Here is a 21,515-nt window from a genome sequence, read left to right on the forward strand (position 1 = left end):
GTCTGAGAAATTGATGAGAAAAGAATTAGAATTTTATACTGGCGATTGGCTTAAAATTCTAATCAAAGCTGAATTATACCAAATCCTGTTGCCACACCCCCTCTATAAAAATTGAACCAAATCCGCTCTCTATGGGAATTATGATGATATATAGCATTTCCCAGACTCATGAGGTACAGAGTTTTTGCTTTTAATATTTTGGAAGGTTTAATAAAAGAAAAATAGGGTCACTCAAGGTGTACCTCACAGCTATGGGAAATGCTATAAGATAAGGGGGGTATGAGAAGCGGATTTAGTATTAATGCCTGAAGAAAAAGTTTCTAGTATTCGATTGGGAATGCGAACAGTTAATTAAAATAATTGCTACTTCAATTGTTACTAAAAAGAAAAATTTAAAGAATTAATTTTCGCCTTTTGCCTTTTGATTTTTGCCTTTGCGAAGCGCGTGACTTCGTAAAAAAAGAACGAAAAATTATGTCTTGACAAACGCCTGAAAGTGTTATACCTTACAGGTTACAAGTCTTTGCGCGAGAGAAGAATCACCGCACGAGAGAAGAATACCGGACCACGCGGCGGATTTGCTGGTAGGTGTCGTGGTGCTGGTAGGTGTCCCACTGGTGTAGTGTCTTGTAATTCCCAAGTGAGGTTTGAGTAACCAGTGTCTCCGACTTTTCTCCAACCGACGCGATCGCAAAACTCCTCCCAGATTTTTTTATTATACTGTCTTGTTCCACCAAGTTCATCCATATAGATTTTTTTCTGGACGCTGAAGCCAAATTTTCCCTTGCTGTAGTGTACCCACAGTTGATCAATGGTACGTAAGTCGTCACAGGGGAAGTTATTGATATCAGACTCCCTTAAGTATCCTTCAGACTCTCGGTTGGAAACTTGAAGCATAACGTTAGCAGTTTCTTGGTCAGCTTCTGCCCATTTTCCTGCTGCTAGATAAGCAGCAAGTTGACGATACTTAACATCAGGAATTAGCAATCGAACTAAGCGAATACCATTTTCAGAAAATTCCGAATCATCTGATATAGAAGAATGTTTTAATTCTTCTTTTGATATCAATCTATAACAGGTTTCGAGGGTAGATTTTGTGCTATCCGACCGCTTTCGGATAAAATAATGAGCTTTTCTTGTGAGCCAATCACAGAATTGATCTCTGGACTCCCAGTCATTTAAACTAACGTTTTTCTTACTATCTCCTGATTCAAATCTGGTCTCAAATTTTATTTTGTTTACTTCATCATCTAGAAAAACTTGATACTCAGCATTGGTAATATAACTCTGAGCAATAACTAAATTCTCATCAATTTGTAAAAAGTTGGAATCGCTTAGGTTTCTAGCCAAGATGGCTTCTGAGGCTACTTTAAAAAGTTCGGGGTCAAGAGATTCTAAAGACTCATCTAGTCTGGTCTTGAGTTGTTGACGGATTTTAGCCTCAACTCTTAATGCTTCCTCATCACAGTCTAATGCTAGTTTGAGTGCCTTAACAGAGGTGGGATTATCTAAAGCAAATTGAATTAAATTTGTTGCATCACTTTGAGCCGCATAGAGACGAATCATTTCAGCACACCAAGGATTTTCAAACTTTTCAAGCAAAAGAGATTCTCCCTGTGATTCTTTGACTTCGGCTGCCGCTAGATACTCTTGAAAACTGAGATGAGCAAATTCATAATATCCTAATTCTTTCTCCACTAGCAGGCCATTAACTTCCTTAATTTGCTTCAAGAAATCCTCTGGAATTACGGTTTCATTAACACCTGATAGTTTTTCCTTGATTATTTCTGTTCCTTGAGTCAGTGTAAATTTGCGAGTTTCTCTCTGCATTAATTCTAGTGCTAACACCTGCAACACTGATTTGTTTTGTTCTCCTGTCAATGGAGTCTCAATTTTTTTTGCACTTTGTCTTGCACCTAGTAAGACATCACAGATTTTTTTATAGAGTTCTACTCTACGTCCAGGCAAAGCATCACCACAATAATGAACTGTAGCAATCATTGTCACCAAGAGAGGATTACTGGCCATCTGACAGATCGATGGATTTTTAATGATTCGATCAATTAAATTATCTGCATTATCCTTAGCAACAGCTTCAACTGCGGGATCTAAACGACCTTGCCTCATGCGACACTCTGTTTGTAAATACCAACGATGAATAAACTGTTTAATCTGTTGTATGTTAAAAGACTTAACTTCTAATACAATCCCTATTGCTTCAAATAAATTACTGTCATAGCCATGAGGACGAGAAGTAAGCAGAAAAAGACACTGGCTGTATTGCTGTATTTGCTCATTAACCCACTTACTAACTTTCTCTCTGTCGGCAGCATTGGCAACTTCATCAAGTCCATCTAACATAACCAAACATTTACCTTTTTTTAGCCGTTGGGAGAACCAATGAGGGGGTGGTGTAAGTTTCTTGAATGCTGGCTGATTTTTAACTTGTGCATTAATCAGTTCCGGCAATGTAGGAGGGGAATTGCCGGTAATTTCTTTGTGCTGATTCCGTAAATAGAGAAGAATGGGAACTAAGTCAGGAGCTTTATACTTTCGATGGGCTTTTTTTGCATAGGTTAGGGTTACTTTCTGCAACAATGTGGTTTTACCATACCCTGGTGGTGCCAGAATAGCAATGTGTTGATATGCACGAATTTGAGAACTATTAGCTAAATAAGTCCAAATTTCTTGCTCCGAAGAGTCTTTCGTTTTTGGAATTAAGCTGTTATTAGCAACATTCCTGGGAATTTCTACTGCTAATTTTAGGGGAACAAAAACATCCTCTAAATCTAGCACAGGTAACCCAATCTTAAAGCCTTCGGTTTTAAAGTCGCGGTAGTAATCAAATAAACTTTTCTTATACTGCTGTTCAAATCTAGACAACTTCCAGCGTACAGTTTTAGGGAAACGCTCAAATATAATATTAGCTAAAGCCTGAGCATACGTTTTTCCTCGCTGATTGACTTCCTTCTTAAATTCCTCCATAAAACCTCCGCTAAATGCCGTCCAGATGGCCAAGACGGCAGTTCCGGTGGACGAGAGAATGGTTTGAGATGTTATTCCTTGGTCTTGAAGCCAACAATAAGCTGTAAATCCTATCATCCCACCAGTAGGAGACCATTTCACTAAATCTTGTACCCACTTCCACTTTGGTTGTTCCTCCATTGGAATCTAATCCTTTAATTACCCTACTCTTTCAAGAATACTAAAAATAGTAACTGTCAGTTTATTATCTTAAAAGAAGTTAAATTATTTAATTTAGCTTCTTCGGCAAGAAGCTAACATCGAAATTATACTAAATCAAACTTTTGCGAATCACTGTTGATATTTGTTCTACTAATAAAACCACCACAAAAATAACAATAATGGTCATTAATGCTTCGTCGTAACGTAATAATTGCATGGAAGTAGCCAATTCTACCCCAATACCTCCTGCACCCACTAAACCCAAAACCACCGCAGAACGCACGGATGCTTCTAAAGAATACAAAGTAGAAGCCACAAAAGAAGGCATAGTTACAGGAAGAATAGCCCCAACAATAATACCCCATTGAGATGCACCTAAAGCTCGTAACGCTTCTACTGGTTTAGGATCAATTTCTTCGATTCGTTCAGCAAAAAACTTACCACAAAAACCCATGACATCAACCATAATGGCTAAAATTCCGGCACCTGCACCCAATCCAACTACAACAATAAATAATAAACCCCAAACGAGATCAGGAATAACTCGTAACAGGGTAATAAAACCGCGACTTAAGCTATAGATAAACCGATTAGGACTGGTATTTTTAGCAGCAAGAAAAGATAAAGGTAAACTGAATATAGCTCCGAAAACTGTTCCTACTAAAGCCATTTCAAAGGTTTCAATGGTGGCTTTAATAATATTAATTAATCGATCTGGTTTAGGAGGAAATGCCTCTGCTAGAAATGTTCCCAAGCGAAAAAAACCTTTATAAATTCTCTCAGGTGTTAGATCACTAATATATAAACCATGTAGGAAAAAAGCTAACAAAATACCTATCCCTAACCAAACGGTAAAAGAGGGTTTACGAAAACGGGGAGGAGGTGAATTTTTTGACTGATTTTGAGAAGTATTTAATTTCATTTTATTACTGTTTTAACTCCGAACTCCGAACCCCTAACCCCGAACTCAGATTATGGTAAGTTACGATCGCCTTTATAGAGAAGGGTTAAATCTTGATCCTCAAGGGATTTAACGGTGGTATCCATCTGAATTTTGCCATTCTGTAAACCAATAATACGATTGCCGTATTCTTTGGCTAATTCCAATTGATGCAGGGTACAAATAACGGTTAGTCCTTGTTCTCGGATAATAGACCATAATAAATCCATCACCTCTCTACCAGCTTGCGGATCAAGACTGGCAACAGGTTCATCCACTAAGATCAATTTGGGGTGTTGCATCAAAGTTCGGGCGATCGCCACTCTTTGCTGTTGTCCACCGGATAGGGTATCGGCTCTTTGTTGGGCGATATGGCTTAAATTAACCCGATCTAAACATTCCATAGCGCGTTTTCTCTCTGTTTCTGGAGCAGTGGCCGGAAACCAATAACGAGGGCTAGTGCTACGTCCTAACGCACCCTGTAAAACGTTATGGAAAGCCGATAAACTGCCCACTAAATGGAATTTTTGGAACACCATACCAACTTGCGATCGCATTTGCCGTAATTGTTGAGCATTAAGCTTAGATAATTGCCAATTGCCGATGGAAATATCCCCAGAAGTAGCAGTTTCTAAGCCCAAGATACAACGTAATAAGGTGGATTTTCCCGAACCATTTGCCCCTAACAAGACAATTCCTTCTCCTGGTTGTGCCGAGAAACTAACCTGATCTAAGGCAACTGTTCCGTTAGGATAAACTTTGGTAAGGTCGCTAATTTTCAGCGATAACATTGTTTCAATTAAGTACCTAGACAAAAATAAACGTTTCCGAACTCCGAACTCCGAACTCCGAACTCCGAACCCTGAACCCCGAACTCCGAACTCCGAACTCCGAACTCCGAACCCATATCAATCCCCAACAAATTCAGTAAAATCATCAATACCAATGGCTTGATAGGTTTGACGAATGGGATCATAATCCGAGTCTTTAGCTTCAACTAAAGTTGAACCTTGATATTTTTCGTTGGCATCAACTGAGACAATAGCCCCAATTAATTGCTCTTGATTTTCCACCATGCCCTTTTTAATTTCTTCTACATATTCGGGCTTTAATTTGTTACTGGCAATAAACACATCACTGGGTAAGAGATCCCCTTTTTTGACAATGGGATAATCTTCTGATTTGAGGTTTTTGGCTTCCATAAAGCGATCGTAGTCTAATGCTGCCCCTCCCCAAGCTTCTACATCTTCGTTTTGAAACGCTTGTAAGTCTGCATCCCCTAGCATCTTAATTTCGATATCTTTTTCGGGTTGTAGTCCAGCATCAACTAAGATTTTCGTAGGGCCTAGTTGTCCGCTAGTGGAACCGAGATCAGACATGGCGATAGTTTTCCCCTTGAGATCCTCTAAGGAGTTAATCCCACCGTTTTTATGGACAGCAATAACGGAGCGATAGTTAGGACGGGTAATGGCAATAAAGGGTACAGCCTGGGTTTTAGCTTGCATTACCACATATTCAGCAGGACCAGTTAAGACAATATCAACCTGATCGGATTGTAAAGCAACGGCTGCGGCGGTGCGATCAGCGACTGGAAAAAATTTGATTTCTTTACCTAATGTTTCAGCTAATGCGTCACGAAATGGTTCAAAGTCCCGTTGCAACTCTTCTAAACCTTGTACATCCGTGACGGCAAAACGCAATGTATCTGGTTCTCCATTGGGGTTGGTAGAAGAATTGGGAGAATTGCTATTACAAGCTACTAGAAATAGTAAAGAATAAACTAAAAAATTACGACGTTTCATTAATTAATAACGTGGGATTTTACCTCAACGTGAGTTCGAGAGAACATAAAATCGATGCTTTAAGAGTCACATTGTTAACTCGAAACCCTTATTCTTTAGTTAAAAATGTTCCAAATCCGAACTCCGAACTCCGAACCCCGAACTCACGTTACCTCACAACATTTTATTAGCAAATAATCTTATTCAAGTTAAGAATAAATTATCATCAAGTTAAATTTCTTGTTCTGGACAAGAACAAGAGATTATAGTGGTGCGTGGTAAAGCTAATACTTGCTCAGTGTCTACTAAAATTAAATCCACTCCTAAAGGAAAATTCCGATTCCATTGATTTCTCAGGGTCAACCAATTAGGATCAAATCCTTGTAAAAAGATGGTGTTACTATTAGCAATTCCTGGACCTGTTAAGTGTAATTTTAAATTACCTTTTCCCATAGCTTCTCCTCGTAAAATAAGGGTTGCACCTTTTTCTGGGTTTGATAAATGTCCTAAATTAATCTCTAAGTTTTCTGAAGGAGTATTAAGAGCATTTTTGACAATATATTGAGCATTTTTAGCACTGTCTAAAGGACTTTGTAATAAAAGGCGATCGCTCTGTGAAACCAAATTATCATCATCATTCCAAGTAACACTTTGATCTAAAATAGTAGCAAGAATTCCAACTAAAATTGAATCTGTACCTAGATGTTCCTTTAAACTAATAATTTCCCCTGGAAAACTAAAACAATGAAGAAGTTTACGAAAAATCTGTTGTTGGGTTTGGGGTTGCCAAATAGAATTAATTTTCAGCATTATTTTCCTCCTGACTGAGTAAAGAAAAGTTGACTTTTGTTTTAGCTAACATTACTCCACGAATATTATTTTCTTCTTCTCTTTTTTTCATGCCTAATTCAATATAATTAGCAACTTGTTCCCAACCTTTAAGTTGATTAGCCATTACCGCATCACAAACCGCTAAAGCAATCGCTAAATCTTCAGAATCTGTCATAACTTGTGCTGCCCCATCATAACTATCCCCTTGTTCATTAATGAGACTTAAATGAGCATGAGAAATAGGAATTTCTCCGAGATAATAAGGCTCATGAAAAACCCCATCTTGTAGGGTTAAGAGACTTAAGCCATTTTTGGGTAAACTTTGATGTTTAATTTGCCAATTTTTAGCAATTTCTTCAGCCAAATTATAGACAGTTTCTAGGGAATGGGCTGTCAAAGCTTTAACCCATAAAGAACGTTCATAAATCATCATAAAACTTGCTTCCTTAGCCAAGTAGATAAATAGTCAATAGCAATAATTGTCACAAAAATTATTATTATTAAACTAGCAGATTTTTCATAGTTAAAAAATCTAAGATTTGTATTCAATTCTACACCGATACCGCCCGCACCCACTAAACCTAATACCGTAGCCATACGAACGTTACGATCAAAAATATAGAGAGTATAACCAATGGCTTCTTGTAAAATAGACGGCCAAGCTGCATACATAATTAACTGTAAAGTATTTGTCCCAGTGGCACTTACACCCTCATAAACACCTTTATCAACTCTTTCCATACTTTCAGCCAAAAATTTTCCTAAAAAACCCGTAGTATGAATTCCTAAAGCTAAGAAACCAGGAAGAGGTCCTAACCCTAATGCTGCCACAAAAACTAGGGCCAAAACTAAATCTGGCATGGCACGAAAAAAGTTAAGAATTTCTCTGACAATTCGATAAATTAAGGGATGAGGGGAAAGATTTTTAGCGGCTATTGGTGCTAAGAAAAAACTTAAAATTAGAGATAAAACCGTACCCCAAAGAGCAATAGCAACGGTACTCACCATCAACCAGACATATTCAAAAAACTCACTAAAATCTGGGCGAGTATAACGACTTAAATATTCTGTAATATTGCCCCCACTACGAAATAATTCTCCAAAGGGTAACTGTAAATAAACTAAACAAATAATCGTTAAAACTAACACGATTATTAATATCACAAGTTGCCAATTAAATGGTTTTGGGGGTAACTTAGACATCATTATGTTTTCTGTTAATTAAATAATATAAGAACGTAGTTGAGTTGATAAATAATCTAAAATAGTCACCATCAAATAAATTGCCAAAACAATTAAAATTAAACGACTATAATTAAATAAACGAATTGAAGAAATCAACTCATAACCAATACCACCGGCACCCACAAAACCGAGTACTGTCGCTGAACGAATAGTGTTATCAAGAATATAAAGAGTTGTGCCAATAAAATCCGGCATTGCTTGGGGCAACATAGAAAAAATAACCTTTTGTAACCAATTTGCTCCCGTTGCTTGTACCCCTTCAATCATCCCCACATCAACCACTTCAATGCTCTCTGCGAAGAATTTGCCCATAAACCCCGTTGTCACAAAAGTAAGGGCTAAAATACCAGGAAAAGGACCTAAACCCAAAGCAGAAACAAACAGTAACGCCCAAACAATTTCAGGTAAAGCTCTCATCAAACTAAGTAAGTTTCTCACAATATGAAAAACTATAGGCAAAGGACTACTATTTCTGGCCGCTAATATTCCCAGTGGTAAACTAAAACAACAAGAAAATACCGTACTTAAAAAACCCATAGCAATAGTTTCGAGCATTTTATAGCTAAGAGTTGGGACATAACTCCACTCAGGAATAGTCACTAAGTTGGATACAAAATTGAAGAAATTACCAGTTGATTTAACAATAGTAATGGGGTTAAATTCTACGAGAGGAGCCGTTGCCAATAAAATTATGATGGCGATGACAACAAATAAAATTATCTCACGAGTGGGTAATCCATTTTTAGTAGGCCAATGTCTAGGCCACAGGGATATTTTCATGATCTTCTTTATGATAAATTGTCTCTAGAAGACTATTCTGGAGCAGGTTAATGGGTTGATCATCAAATACGACTTTCCCTTGTTTAAGGCCAATAATGCGATCTGCAAACTGCATAGCCAAATTAACTTGGTGTAAACTCGCTAATACGCTTACTCCATCTTCTTTACAGATTTTGAAAAGCAGTTCCAATATCTCTATGCTTGTGGCAGGATCTAAACTGGCCACAGGTTCATCGGCAATAATAATCTGGGGTTTTTGTACCAAAACGCGGGCGATAGCTACCCTTTGTTGTTGTCCTCCAGATAAATCACTAGCCCTCTGCCAAGCTTTATCCGTTAATCCAACCCTTTCCAGGGCCCAGTGAGCCAACTCATAATCTTGTTTGGGAAAGAGATACAAAAGACTCTCCCACCAATTACGATAATAGGAACGCCCAATTAATACATTAGTCATAACGTTGAGACGATTAACCAAATTAAACTGTTGGAAAATCATCCCCACCTTGGCTCGAATATGACGCTGATTTTTTGGGGTTAACTTCCGTTGATCAATGAAAATTTCCCCTTGGGAGGGGGTTTCTAAACCATTGACCATGCGTAAGAGAGTTGATTTTCCTGCACCCGAAGATCCCAGAATAACAGTAAACTCTCCTGCATTAATGGTTAAATCTGTTTTATGGATTGCCTGAAAATCGTTATTAAAGGTTTTCGTCACCCCTTTAAATTTGATAGTAGTCATTTGAATGTATCAATATTCCGTGTTAAGTGAGTGTGGGAGGGGTGGGGAGTGTGGGAAGACGGGGAAACAGCTATCAACTCCGAACTCCGAACTCCGAACTCCGAACTCAAGTTCATTTAAGGATTTGCTCTTTTTGTAATCCTAACTGTTGCACAATATCCCGAATCACTTGATAGTCTTGGGCCGTTACTTCTTCATAACGAGCTAAAGTACCATAACCTGTAACTTCAATCTCATTATGAGCATTGAGAATAATCTCTTTGATCTGGGCTTTAATTTCAGGATCTAAATCAGCACGATAGGTTAAAGGAGAACCAGGAATAGGATCAGAGGTTTCTAGGATACGCAGATCGTTATCTTTAATTAAACCCTTTTCTAGCATCTTTTCGTGGGTGATATCATTACTGCCGGCTGCTGCTACTGTCTTGTTTTTCACTGCCAATTGTGCTGCATCATGAGAACCGGCATAAGTTACCTTGCCAAAAAATTGATCAGGCATTTCTCCTGTAATTTTCTTTACCATATAGCTAGGCACTAAAGAGCCAGATGTGGAAGCCGGATCAACAAAGGCAACATCGGCCCCTTTTAGATCGGCGATGGATTTAGCAGGAGAATCTGCTGGCACAAAAATCATGCTTTGATAGGTAGAAGTCCCACCCTCTTTGACTCCCACAGCAAAAGCTTCTGCTTCTGCTTCCTGTTCAGCTAAAACATAGGAAAGAGGACCAAACCAAGCAATATCAACTCGATCGCGTTTCATGGCTTCAATAACACCAGCATAATCAGTAGCTTGAAAAACTTTAACCGGCATTCCCATTTTTTCTTCTAAATGAGCGCGCATCGGCTCAAATTTAGCCAACATTTCTTCATTGTCTTCTGCGGGAATTAAACCCATGATAATTTCAGACTTAGCTGTTGAGGATGCTACCTGAGAAGGGTTTTCGGCGGTTTGGGAGTTGTTAGCACACCCCCCGAATAAAGGCAATAAAACCAATGCCCCCAACAACAATTGACGACGTAACATAAATTTTCCTAGATTAAGATTGAATAAACAACTAAGATTAGTTTTTGCATAGCTTATCCATAGCTTAAGGAGCAAAAATTAAGAATAGTTTAATTTTTGAATAAATTTTGATATAAATTTGTTCGGAAAAGCTAAGACTGCTATGTTATAGCGTTTCCCGAACTCCGAACTCCGAACTCCGAACTCCGAACTCCTAAAACTAGAAAACTGTGTACCTCGCAAGTATGGGAACTGCTATATTATATATTTAGCTATTTTTGACAACTAACATTACTTATTATATATGACTTCGCTTTCACCCCATCGTGCTACTAATTTAAAGGAAGCGTATCGTATCTGTAACCCTGAACCTTTAACGGGGGAAGATATTGATAGATATTATGTTGATTTATCTTCCGTTCGTAAGACAGAAACTATACAAAAGATCAATACAAAATTAGATTTTCTTGAACCAGAAGAATTTTGTACAATTTTATTTACAGGACATCGTGGTTGTGGAAAAAGTACGGAGTTAAGAAGACTTGAGAAACAGTTAAAATCAGAATATTATATTGTTTATTTAGAGGCGGATGTTGAATTAGATATTAACGACGCAGAATACACTGATTTGTATTTACTGATTATCAAAAAAGTTGCAGACGAATTATATAAAATAGGAGCAAAATTTGATGATAAACTTTTAAGTCAATTTGAATCTTGGTTTAAGGATATTACCGAAGAAACGGAAGAAAGTGTGGAAAAATCTGTCAGTATTCAAGTTGATGCTGAAGCAGGTTTTGAAATACCGTTTATTTCTAAATTGTTATCAAAAGTATTAGCAAGAATTAGAGGATCTCAAAAACAAAAACAAACCATTAGACAAACGTTACAAAAAGATATTAGTCGCTTACAAGCAGACATTAATCTTTTGTTAGCTGATGCTTTTAAGAAATTGAGACAAAAAGAACCGCAATATGAAAAAGGATTTTTAATTATCTTAGATAATTTAGATCGCATTCCTCCTAATGTTGGTCAACATCTATTTTTTGATTATGCTGCTCAATTACAAGCATTAAATACAACAATTATTTATACGGTTCCTATTTCTGCCGTTTATTCTGATAAAAATTTGAATAAAATCTTTGGGAGTTCTAATATTATGCCGATGGTTAATATTTATGAATTTAATGCTGGAGAATGGGACTTAGATTATAAGCAAGATAAGTTAGAAAGTTTAGTAAATTTAATCGAACAACGTGTTAATATTGATGCAGTTTTTGAGTCCCGTCAACAATTATTAGACTTAGTAAAAGCCAGTGGTGGTCATGTTCGTCAGCTAATGCAAATGACGGCAAATGCTTGTTTAACTGCTGCTGGAAGGAATCATAATAAAGTAATGGCTGAGGATGTTACTTATGTTGTTAATCAAGAACAATTTAACTTTGAAAGAATTAACTTAAATGAATATTATCCTCTGTTAGCAAAAGTTTGTTTAAGTAAAAATATTAATAAGGATGAAATTGGACAATTATTACTCTTTAATTTATCAGTCTTGGAATATAATGGTAATAACCGATGGAATTATATTAACCCTGTTTTAAAACAAAGTTCTCTTTTTCAGGAAGCATTAAAAAATGAACAGCAAAACCCAGAAAATATCTAATATTAATCAAGAAAAAGAGTCATTTTTAAACATTAATCAACAGACTTTTACTGAACTGTTGACATTTATCGATTTTGCTGATGAGCGATTAAATATTGGCTTTGTAGAAATCAAATTTTCCCAAGATAGAGATATTTTAATTGATGCTTTACTTGAACATCCTGACTGTAATAATATTCAATTTGAAATATTAGATTTTTCTGATCCTAGTCTTCGTTTTTTAAGGGATGAATTAGTTACTGCATTAAAACAGATTAATATTCAACAGAATAAAAAATTAATTTTACTAATTACTGGGTTAGAAAAATCTATTGGTATTGTAGAAGAATATCCTTCTGTATTGACTAATCTTAATTTTGTACGAGATGATTTAAGAACAAGTATACCTCATCCTATACTATTATTTTTACCAGATTATGCCTTAACTCGTTTGGCAAAATATGCACCTGATTTTTGGGCATGGAGGAGAAAAGTTTTTACTTTTAAAACAAATCGTAAGAATTTAATTACTAATAGTCGTAATATTATTTTTTCTAATAATACTATTAACAATTTAGACTCACAAAAAAAACAAGCAAGAATTGAACAATTATTGAACTTATTAAATGAATATAATACGTCTCCTGACGAAAAAACGAAAAATGATTTATTAATCATTGGTAATATTTATAATCAATTAGGTAATACTTATCAACCTTTAGGACAATATCAAAAAGCGATTATCTTTCATCAACAAGCTTCAGAGATTTCTAGAAAAATAGGAGAGAGGGGAAGAGAAGCCATTTCTTTAAGCAATTTAGGCATTGCTTATCATGCTTTAGGACAGTACCAACAAGCTATAATCTATTATCAACAAGCTTTGGAGATTTATAGAGAAATAGGAAATAGACAAAGCGAAGGAAATGCTTTAGGCAATTTAGGCACTGCTTATGATTCTTTAGGAAAACACAAAAAAGCCATAACCTATTATCAACAAGCTTTAGAGATTTATAGAGACATTGGGAATAAACAAGGAGAAGGGAATACTTTAAGCAATTTAGGCACTGCTTATGATTCTTTAGGAGAATACCAAAAAGCGATAACCTATTATAAACAACATTTAAACATTTCTAGAGAAATAGGAGATAAAGAAGGAGAAGGTATGTCTTTATGCGGTTTAGGCAATACTTATAACTTTTTAAGACAACACGAAGAAGCTATTAATTATCATCAAGAAGCTTTAAATATTTTCAAAAGAACTGGAAATAAACTAGAAGAAGCTATTACTAACTTTAATTTAGGCTTATCTTTTAAAGATATTCAACGTCATGATGATGCAATGGAAGCCTTTCGTAATGCACGTAAATTATATCAAGACATGGGACTGGATAAATGTGTTGAAAATTGCGACGATGCAATTAACATTCTAGAAAATCATGTTTAAATAGTCATTGCGAAGGTTAATATAAACAGTCATTTCATTTATCATTTATCATTCGTTTTGAAGTAGGCTTGAAACCTCTCCCAAACTTCTTTCTCCCTAAAGGGAGAGGCTTGAAACCAAAATGTTCAATGTTCAATGTTCAATGTTCAATGTTTGGTCAATCTTAATTTTCACTAAAAATACCCCGGAGTAATCTACTATAATAAAGATAAACTCCTCAAAAAAATTGTCTATGCAGTGGAATTCATCTCTAGTTCAAGAAAAAATTAGCTTCAACTTTAAAAATACAGACCTGCTTTTTCTGTCATTAAGTGATCCTTCTTATGGAAAACAAATTAATCAACCTGACAGCGATAATCAACGCTTAGAATCTCTAGGAGAAAACTTACTTCCACTGATTATTATTGATTATTTATATCATCATTTTCCTTATTTAACCCTTAGTAAAATGACCGCTTTACGGGATAAATTCTTAGAAAAAGAAAGACTAACTAATCTCTGGTTTAGTTTAGGTTTAGGGGAAAGTTATCCCTTTCTAGATGTTAAACAAGAAAGACATCTTTTACGAGTTAAAAATACTAATCCTTTTGAAAAATCTCTCAAAGCATTAATAGCAGCAATTCATGTCGATCGCGGTTTTTCTCACTCCTATAATTGGGTTAATAAACACTTAATTGCACCCTTATTAGCAAAGCATGAAAAAGATAACCTAGAAAGAGTAAATCCTGATAAACAATTAAATCTTTTAGGTTCTACACTATTAACAGCAGTTGCATTTGATTATTTATACTCTCTTTTACCTTATGTTAAACCAGGGCAATTAAAAAAACTTTCCAAAACCTTAATTTCCAAAAAACAACAAACAGAATATCTCAAAAAAATAACAACAGAAGACTTAGAAATTATCACCACTGAACAAAATAAAATCTCTAAAAAGTCTTTTCCTTCTTTATTCGGTGCAATGTTTATTCATTTTGACAATGAAAACCCGAAAACTCGCTACCGAAATAGTAAAAAATGGTTCAAAGAAAACTTTATTGATGAAGACGACATTTTATACGATGCTATCTCTTCTCTACTCAGAGATGGTATTCCACAAAAATGGATTATTCGTGAAATTTTAGGCTACAAAAGTAAAGATTATGATCGAGGTAGAAAGAGATTTTATGAAATTATGGATCAAAGTTCCGAACAAATATAAGTGAAAAATAAACATTAAAGTTCCCCGTTCCTATTCTTCTGAAAAAATAAAAACTGATTGGTTTTCCGAAGAATAGGATAATATAAGAGTTAGGAGTTAGGAGTTAGGAGTTAGATATTAGGTGTACCTCATGACTGTGGAAAATGCTATCTTATTACAATAATATAGCGATAAAAGCTTCTCAAGCGAATTCAATTTCTGACAATGCTATTAAACTATAATCCCCGTCATTGTTTACCCTCTGCTGAAGAATTACCCGACTGTGATGATACTCCCGTGGATAACGAAATACATATCTTAGTTCCCCAAGTTCTACAAATTATTTTAGCCACCCTTTGGTCTGATAGAATGGACTGGTATTTTGGCATTAATATGGGTATTTATTATGACCCAGAAAACCCTACAGATGTTATAGTTCCCGATGGTTTTTTAAGTATAGGAGTTCCCCGTATTATTGATGAAGATTTAAGGTTATCTTATGTGTTATGGGATGAACTGGTTATCCCCACAATGGTTTTAGAAGTTGTCTCTAAAAACCGACGGGGAGAATATACACAAAAGAAAGAAGATTACGCAAAAATGGGGGTATTATACTATGTAATTTATAACCCTTTAAGAAAGAGAAAACCTCGTTTAGAAGTCTATAAACTTGAAAATGGAAAATATGAATTATTAGCAGGGGAACCAGTTTGGTTATCAGAAATTAATCTAGGAATAGGTAAAGAAATAGGAATTTATCAAGGAGTAGAACGAGAATGGTTATATTGGTATGATCAACAAGGTAAACGCTATTTAACCCCTCAAGAAAAAGCTACAAAATTAGAAGAAAAATTACGAGAATTAGGGGTTGATATTGATGAATTATAATATTTTATTAGTTATTTTTTATTGCTAATAAGTTACAATGAAAAGTAATAGCTCATTTAGACAAAAACCATGCTATTAAACTATAATCCCCGTCATTGTTTACCCTCTGCTGAAGAATTACCCGACTCAGATGATACTCCCGTGGATAAAGAACTACAAGACTTAATTCCCCATATTCTCAAAGATATTTTAGCCCTTATTTGGGAAGAGAGAATGGACTGGTATTTCGGTGTAGATATGGGTATATATTATGACCCAGAAAACCCTACAGATGTCATAGTTCCCGATGGTTTTTTAAGTATAGGAGTTCCCCGTATTATTGATGAAGATTTAAGATTATCTTATGTGTTATGGGATGAACTGGTTATCCCCACAATGGTTTTAGAAGTTGTCTCTCACAATAGAAGGGGAGAATATACACAGAAGAAAGAAGATTACGCAAAAATTGGGGTATTATACTATGTAATTTATAACCCTTTAAGAAAGAGAAAACCCCGTTTAGAAGTGTATAAACTTGAAAATGGAAAATATGAATTATTGGAAGGGGAACCAGTTTGGTTAGCAGAAATTAATTTAGGAATAGGTAGAGAAATAGGAATTTATCAAGGAGTAGAACGGGAATGGTTATATTGGTATGATCAACAAGGTAAACGCTATTTAACCTCTCAAGAAGAAGCTAAACAAGCACAAGAAAAAGCTAAAAAATTAGAAGAAAAATTAAGAGAATTAGGGGTTGATCTTAATGAATTATAAATAGATTTATGACAAAAAAGATCGCCCCTCAACTCAAGAGGCGATCGCAAAAAATGTACCCAACAAAGACTTATTTTACGAAGCGTTCACCGCGATCATAAAGTTCGCGAGCAAAGTCTGTCCAAGTTCCCTGTCCCCAATAACGGAAACAGCTAGTTTCAACTAACATGGTGTACAGCAAAGCTTCCTGATACTCAGTTGTCCGAGTAACATTAGGATCTTGTTGTACACGAGAATCGAATTTTCCGTGAAAATCAGCACTAAGTTGGTTCATGGGTTCTAAGACGTTTTCATAACCTTCAACCCAACTGAGATCATTGGTCCAAGACGCACCGTCCATGTGGAAGCGATCATCTGTCGCTTTCAACTCTTCGATCGCCTTGGCAACTGCTTCAGGTGTTACTTTATCAGTACCAATTTTATTCCAGATTTTATGTTGACCCACCGCTTGACAAACGGGATAATCATCCTCAGTAACACCGGCCTGTTGTAAGAGTTCGATGTATTCGGTGCCATTAAGGCCAACTACACCCTCATTATTATCTTTAATGCCATAAAAAGCATTGCGGAAACCGTCGGGAAACTCATTCATCATCACACCGCCGTTTTCTCCGTCGGCGATCTGAGAAACACAGCTAGGTACTTCAACATTACCTAGTTTTTGTCTTCCTCTTGCTTTAGCTTCATGATAGGGCTGCATTTGAGCAACTAACTTAGTATCAGACCCTTGGGTTTTAATCAACGCCGTAATACTAATAGTTTCTCCTTTGGAGTTACGGGCGACTAAACGGTTAGGAACGTATTTATCATCACCGTTTTTGTGTAAGTCATCCCCGTTTAACCGTTCCACAGAATCTTCTTGTACCAATAACCAACGATAACCACACTCTTTCAGAGCTTTGATATATTCGTAGAGAGTATCAGGATTATTGGGTAAGTGCATTTCTGGGGGAGAGAAACCTTTAACCCGTCTCAGGGCATCATAACCGAATAAAGCTGCAAACTGATGCTGCCAAGCTTGTATCTGTAACTTGAGGTCAGGAATAGGAGTAGAAGGGGCAACCGCGTGACTCCACATCGTTCCTAACCATTCCACATAAGGCTGATATTGGGGGTCACAAGCCATACGCTTGAGGGGTTCGAGGATATCATTTCGAGGAGTTTGTTGAAAATCCCATAATAAATTGCCAGAATAGTCCAACATAATGCGAGGATTGCAACCATTATTAACTAAATCAGGGACAAATTCCCCAATTCGCTTATAACACCAAGCAAAAGTAGGAGCGTTATGATTGTCCCCAATATGTTGATTGTCAAACATATGTTGGAGGTTACTAATCAACGCACCGTTATGACCAGCAGGAATAGTGGGTTGGTGCATATGAAGGGCGCAAGCAAACCCAGATTTTACATTAGCGAGATTAATATTAGAATGAGGGGCAAAAATAAGATCGTCGTGTTGTACAACTGAAGCGATTTCGGCTTCCCAACCACTAATGGGAGGTAAATCGGGTCTCGTCCCATTAATATGGTATCCGTTGGAGGAGGGTGCTGTTGCAATCATATTTATTGGTTTTCCTTCAAATCTTGATCAAGACAATTTGATGGTTCTAAAAATCTCCTCTCACACCTAAGTCAAATTTATCTCTTTATCTGGATATTACTATACATTTTGGGTGAATAAATCTTAAATTTTAATTAATTTTAAGAGAAAAGATTAAAATAGTTAGTCTGAGTGAGCTATTTTTAATATTTTCTTTATCCAAGGTCTTATTAAAGGGAGGGACTTTCTATTTGCTTGTTTTTTGCCAATTTAATCTTAATTTAACCTTACCGCGCCCTTCGGGCAAAGGCAAAAATAAAAAGGCAAAAGGCAAAAGTAGGGAATAAGCCCGATAATGGTCTAAAGCCTCTTCATTTATGAAGAAGAAAAACCAGAAAATAATCATTTTTTGAATCCTCTTACTTTAGGAAGAAGTAAAATGAGTGACTTTTGATTTCTAACTTTTGACTTCTGAACGATGCCTAGATTTTAGGTAGAAGAAAAAAGCTAATTTGATATTTCTAACACTTTTTCTGGTCTAAGTCTGTTGATAAATGTCTAGGTTTCATGACATGATAGCTATCAATTATTAATTTTTCAACAGATGCAACATAGTAACCGTTTTGGCCGTCTAACCCATCAGTCATGTTTTAAGATTCTGACCGAAATCTGGCTCTTTTAGCGTTATTTACAATTAAAGTCTTTGCAAGACTCATAAAAAATCACTATGACTGCCGCACGCAATTATATACCCACACCACCTCCAAGCCGTTCCCGTCGTCTTCAAAAAGCGACTGCAACCCGTCATTATCAATCTGTTGCCCCAACAAATATTACTCGTAAGGCTTCTCAATCTCGTTCTAAGGTTACACCCTTACCCACTCAAAGGAAACAACTGCCTTTAGCCTTACAATTTCTTTTATTGGTACAAAAAGGTTCCACCACCTTTACTTGTGGTTTAGTGGCTATTACCTTAGGGGTATATGCTTGGACTGTGTACGCTCCCACACTTTGGACTAGAGAATTTTCCAAACTGAAAACCCTACAAAGAAACGAACGCCAACTAACTGCCAGCAATGAATCTTTAAAGCACAAAATGGCAGAACAGGCCGAACAACCCGGATCTGGTTTAACCCTTCCCAACCCTCATAAATCCCTGTTTATCAGCCCTGCAAAGGTTTCTGTGATGGAAGTGGCTGATCAGACTACTGAAACCCCAACACCTGCTATTATTCCAGACACTCCTATTGCTTACTAACTAATTACTTCTGCTTCATGAAACCTATACAAACCTAGACAGGCTTGATGTTCAATTCCTGCTTCAACCAAGGGAGACGGCTCATTCTTGTCCACAGGCGTTCACCGATAAGCCATCGGCATTGTTCAACAAAACTTTGTTGTTTTTGGAGATATATAAAGGATGTCTAGGACTTATTTATAGATTCTTCTTTGATACTTTCTCTAGCTTGGTTTTCGCTTTTTTGAGAAAAGATGAACCCACGAAGTCTCCCTTACTAATCTCACCAATCCTTGCTATCCTAGCACTTGATATTAAAGTAAGTCAATGCTTAACTGGTTAAGATTTTAAAATAATTCCTAGACATTAATGTCTAGTTTTGTACAGGATTGTCTAGGTTTTTGTCTTCTAGAAAAAACTCACACTCGAACCGGCCATGGGTAACTCTCGATCTCCAAAGCGTTCTTCTCGTTCTTCTAAAAAACCCGTTTCTCGAAAGAGAATTACTAAAAATTCTGTTAACACTCCCAGACGCAGAGGCAAAGCAAAACCCAGTCCCTTGCCGAAATTTCGTCTGTTATTGGTGTGGGCAGTTTTGGTGACTGGAATGTTAGGGTTAGCCTGGAAAGCTTATCAGTTGCAGATTGTTCAGGCAGAGGAATTAAAAAGGAAGGCTAATTTACAACAAACGGTCAATATCAGTCCTTATATCCCACGTAGGCCGATTATTGACAGTGAGGGTAACATTTTAGCCACCGATCGCTTGCAATATATTTTATATGTTCACCCCATTCAATTTAAACGCCCTCAAGCTGAGGTAGCAGCTAAATTAAGCACTATTCTGGAGAATAAAACCCCTCAGGAACTGATGGAACGCTTTCAAGAGCGTAAAACAGGCATTCCTATCGCCCGAGGATTAAGCGAAGGGGTGGCTAAACAAATTGAAAGATTGGGGTTAGATGGGATCGATGTGGATAGAACCTATCAGCGTTTTTATCCTCAAGAAAAGATGATGGCCGATGTGATCGGATTTGTGGATCATGAAAGAAAAGGACAAGCTGGCGTAGAATTAAGTCAAGAAAAACTCCTACAACGGGATTTAGAAAGCTTATTTGTCAGAAGAACGGCCTTGGGTGCCATTCTCCCCAACTCCCTGCCCCACAATTTACTAAAGTCTAATGACTGGCGAGTACAATTAACGGTGGATATGCGTTTGCAACGGGCCGTCAGGACTGCTTTGCAACAACAAATCCAGAAATTTAACGCCAAACGAGGGGCCGTGATCGTTATGGATGCGACGGATGGCTCAATTTTGTCTTTGGTTTGTGAACCGACGTTTGACCCCAACGAGTTTTATGAGTCTAGGATGGACTTATTGAAGAATTGGACTGTGAGTGATTTATATGAACCTGGTTCTACCTTTAAACCCATTAACGTCGCTTTAGCTTTAGAAGCAGGGGTAATTCAACGCAATACGGTGTTTCATGATTCTGGGTTGGTAACGGTGGATGGTTGGCCTATTAGAAATGCTACTTTGAGAGGGAACGGGTCGATTAATATTGCGGAAATTTTGCAAACTTCTAGTAATGTGGCCATGGTTCACATGATGCGACGGTTGAAAAAAGAGGATTATTATCGGCGTTTACAAGCATTGGATATTGATAAAAAAACAGGCATTGATTTACCTGGAGAGGTTCGAGGACGGTTAAAATCAGAAAAAATATTTATGGAGCGATCGATTGAAGTGGCCACTTCTTCTTTTGGTCAAGGGTTCGCTTTAACCCCCATGAAGTTAGTCCAGTTACAGGGTGCATTGGCCAATGGGGGAAAATTAGTGACCCCTCATTTGGTGAAAGGGTTAGTGGATGTGGAAGGAACCCTACACTGGCAGCCTAAATATCCTAGCAAACAAATTTTTTCCCCAGAAGTGAGTCAAACTGTGGTGGAATTAATGCAAACGGTAGTGGATGAGGGTTCAGCGGCGAAAACGGAAAATTATCGTATTGGGGGGAAAACGGGAACGGCACAAAAAGCGGGGCCTAGGGGCGGTTATTTGCCCAATGCTAAGATTACCAGTTTTGTCTCTATTTTACCTGTAGAGTCCCCTAAATATGTGGTTTTGGTGTTGGTAGATGAACCCCAAGGGGCGAATACTTATGGGTCAACGGTAGCGGCCCCTGTGGCTAAATTCGTCATAGATGCGTTGATCTCGTTGAAGGGTCTTCCACCATCAAGGTAATCGCTCCTTTCAGGTAAAGGCAAAAATAAAAAGTAAAAAGGCAAAAAATAAGTGATTTTTGTGCGATAGCGCCGAAACGCAGTA

Annotated in this window: 19 protein-coding genes; 7 read left to right on the plus strand and 12 right to left on the minus strand. The window is 36.9% G+C overall.

What is annotated here, in order from left to right; genetic code table 11:
* Positions 1–513 precede the first annotated feature (513 nt).
* The 10 genes from QNJ66_RS09890 to phnD all read right to left on the minus strand — a co-directional run bounded on the left by QNJ66_RS09890 (position 514) and on the right by phnD (position 10,526).
* On the minus strand, positions 514–3,165 hold the full coding sequence (locus tag QNJ66_RS09890; RefSeq protein WP_300505852.1) for a GUN4 domain-containing protein: 2,652 nt from the start codon (positions 3,163–3,165) through the stop codon (positions 514–516).
* Positions 3,166–3,295: 130 nt separating this feature from the next.
* A complete protein-coding gene (phnE, locus tag QNJ66_RS09895) occupies positions 3,296–4,108 on the minus strand; it encodes a phosphonate ABC transporter, permease protein PhnE (protein ID WP_300505855.1) in 813 nt (270 codons plus the stop codon).
* A gap of 50 nt (positions 4,109–4,158) precedes the next feature.
* Entirely contained in the window at positions 4,159–4,917 is a 759-nt protein-coding gene (phnC, locus tag QNJ66_RS09900) for a phosphonate ABC transporter ATP-binding protein (protein WP_300505858.1), read from the minus strand.
* A 117-nt stretch (positions 4,918–5,034) separates the two neighbouring features.
* Positions 5,035–5,928 carry a phosphate/phosphite/phosphonate ABC transporter substrate-binding protein gene (locus QNJ66_RS09905; RefSeq protein ID WP_300505861.1) on the minus strand — a complete coding sequence of 298 codons (894 nt, stop codon included), beginning with the start codon at positions 5,926–5,928 and terminating at the stop codon, positions 5,035–5,037.
* Between the two features lie 210 nt (positions 5,929–6,138).
* A complete protein-coding gene (gene phnH, locus QNJ66_RS09910; protein WP_300505864.1) occupies positions 6,139–6,717 on the minus strand; it encodes a phosphonate C-P lyase system protein PhnH in 579 nt (192 codons plus the stop codon).
* On the minus strand, positions 6,704–7,171 hold the full coding sequence (phnG, locus tag QNJ66_RS09915; RefSeq protein ID WP_300505867.1) for a phosphonate C-P lyase system protein PhnG: 468 nt from the start codon (positions 7,169–7,171) through the stop codon (positions 6,704–6,706). Before phnG ends, phnH begins: the two co-directional genes overlap by 14 nt.
* Positions 7,168–7,944, minus strand: coding sequence for a phosphonate ABC transporter, permease protein PhnE (gene phnE / locus QNJ66_RS09920; RefSeq protein ID WP_366146278.1), 777 nt, complete (start codon positions 7,942–7,944; stop codon positions 7,168–7,170). The genes phnG and phnE (QNJ66_RS09920) overlap by 4 nt, the downstream gene beginning before the upstream one ends.
* A 15-nt stretch (positions 7,945–7,959) precedes the next feature.
* Positions 7,960–8,763 carry a phosphonate ABC transporter, permease protein PhnE gene (gene phnE, locus QNJ66_RS09925; protein ID WP_300505870.1) on the minus strand — a complete coding sequence of 268 codons (804 nt, stop codon included), beginning with the start codon at positions 8,761–8,763 and terminating at the stop codon, positions 7,960–7,962.
* The gene (gene phnC, locus QNJ66_RS09930; protein WP_300505873.1) at positions 8,741–9,502 is read right to left on the minus strand and encodes a phosphonate ABC transporter ATP-binding protein; all 762 of its coding nucleotides are present in this window, start codon (positions 9,500–9,502) and stop codon (positions 8,741–8,743) included. The genes phnE (QNJ66_RS09925) and phnC (QNJ66_RS09930) overlap by 23 nt, the downstream gene beginning before the upstream one ends.
* A 112-nt stretch (positions 9,503–9,614) precedes the next feature.
* Complete coding sequence (gene phnD, locus QNJ66_RS09935) at positions 9,615–10,526, minus strand: phosphonate ABC transporter substrate-binding protein (RefSeq protein ID WP_300505876.1); 912 nt, start codon at positions 10,524–10,526, stop codon at positions 9,615–9,617.
* Between the two features lie 283 nt (positions 10,527–10,809).
* Between phnD and QNJ66_RS09940 the strand changes: the two genes are divergently transcribed.
* The 5 genes from QNJ66_RS09940 to QNJ66_RS09960 all read left to right on the plus strand — a co-directional run bounded on the left by QNJ66_RS09940 (position 10,810) and on the right by QNJ66_RS09960 (position 16,412).
* A complete protein-coding gene (locus tag QNJ66_RS09940; RefSeq protein ID WP_300505879.1) occupies positions 10,810–12,168 on the plus strand; it encodes an ATP-binding protein in 1,359 nt (452 codons plus the stop codon).
* Positions 12,140–13,591 carry a tetratricopeptide repeat protein gene (locus QNJ66_RS09945; protein WP_300505881.1) on the plus strand — a complete coding sequence of 484 codons (1,452 nt, stop codon included), beginning with the start codon at positions 12,140–12,142 and terminating at the stop codon, positions 13,589–13,591. Before QNJ66_RS09940 ends, QNJ66_RS09945 begins: the two co-directional genes overlap by 29 nt.
* 232 nt (positions 13,592–13,823) lie before the next feature.
* Positions 13,824–14,792, plus strand: a complete 969-nt coding sequence (locus QNJ66_RS09950) for a ribonuclease III domain-containing protein (RefSeq protein ID WP_300505884.1) — start codon at positions 13,824–13,826, stop codon at positions 14,790–14,792.
* A gap of 204 nt (positions 14,793–14,996) precedes the next feature.
* Positions 14,997–15,659, plus strand: coding sequence for a Uma2 family endonuclease (locus QNJ66_RS09955; RefSeq protein WP_300505887.1), 663 nt, complete (start codon positions 14,997–14,999; stop codon positions 15,657–15,659).
* 69 nt (positions 15,660–15,728) lie between these two features.
* The gene (locus QNJ66_RS09960; protein ID WP_300505890.1) at positions 15,729–16,412 is read left to right on the plus strand and encodes a Uma2 family endonuclease; all 684 of its coding nucleotides are present in this window, start codon (positions 15,729–15,731) and stop codon (positions 16,410–16,412) included.
* Between the two features lie 70 nt (positions 16,413–16,482).
* On the opposite strand, the gene QNJ66_RS09965 is transcribed toward QNJ66_RS09960, so the two are convergent.
* On the minus strand, positions 16,483–17,976 hold the full coding sequence (locus QNJ66_RS09965; RefSeq protein ID WP_300505894.1) for a glycosyl hydrolase family 57: 1,494 nt from the start codon (positions 17,974–17,976) through the stop codon (positions 16,483–16,485).
* A gap of 226 nt (positions 17,977–18,202) precedes the next feature.
* Positions 18,203–18,361 (minus strand): hypothetical protein, encoded by a 159-nt coding sequence (locus QNJ66_RS09970; protein WP_300505897.1) that lies wholly within the window; start codon positions 18,359–18,361, stop codon positions 18,203–18,205.
* Positions 18,362–18,682: 321 nt separating this feature from the next.
* Here QNJ66_RS09970 and QNJ66_RS09975 point away from each other — a divergent pair, with 321 nt between their 5' ends.
* Together QNJ66_RS09975 and QNJ66_RS09980 are read left to right on the plus strand one after the other, a co-directional pair.
* Positions 18,683–19,213, plus strand: coding sequence for a hypothetical protein (locus QNJ66_RS09975; RefSeq protein WP_300505899.1), 531 nt, complete (start codon positions 18,683–18,685; stop codon positions 19,211–19,213).
* 415 nt (positions 19,214–19,628) lie between these two features.
* Positions 19,629–21,431, plus strand: coding sequence for a penicillin-binding protein 2 (locus QNJ66_RS09980; protein ID WP_300505901.1), 1,803 nt, complete (start codon positions 19,629–19,631; stop codon positions 21,429–21,431).
* The last annotated feature ends 84 nt before the right edge of the window (positions 21,432–21,515 follow it).

It is taken from the genome of Crocosphaera sp., assembly GCF_030064895.1.
Classification (GTDB): domain Bacteria; phylum Cyanobacteriota; class Cyanobacteriia; order Cyanobacteriales; family Microcystaceae; genus Crocosphaera.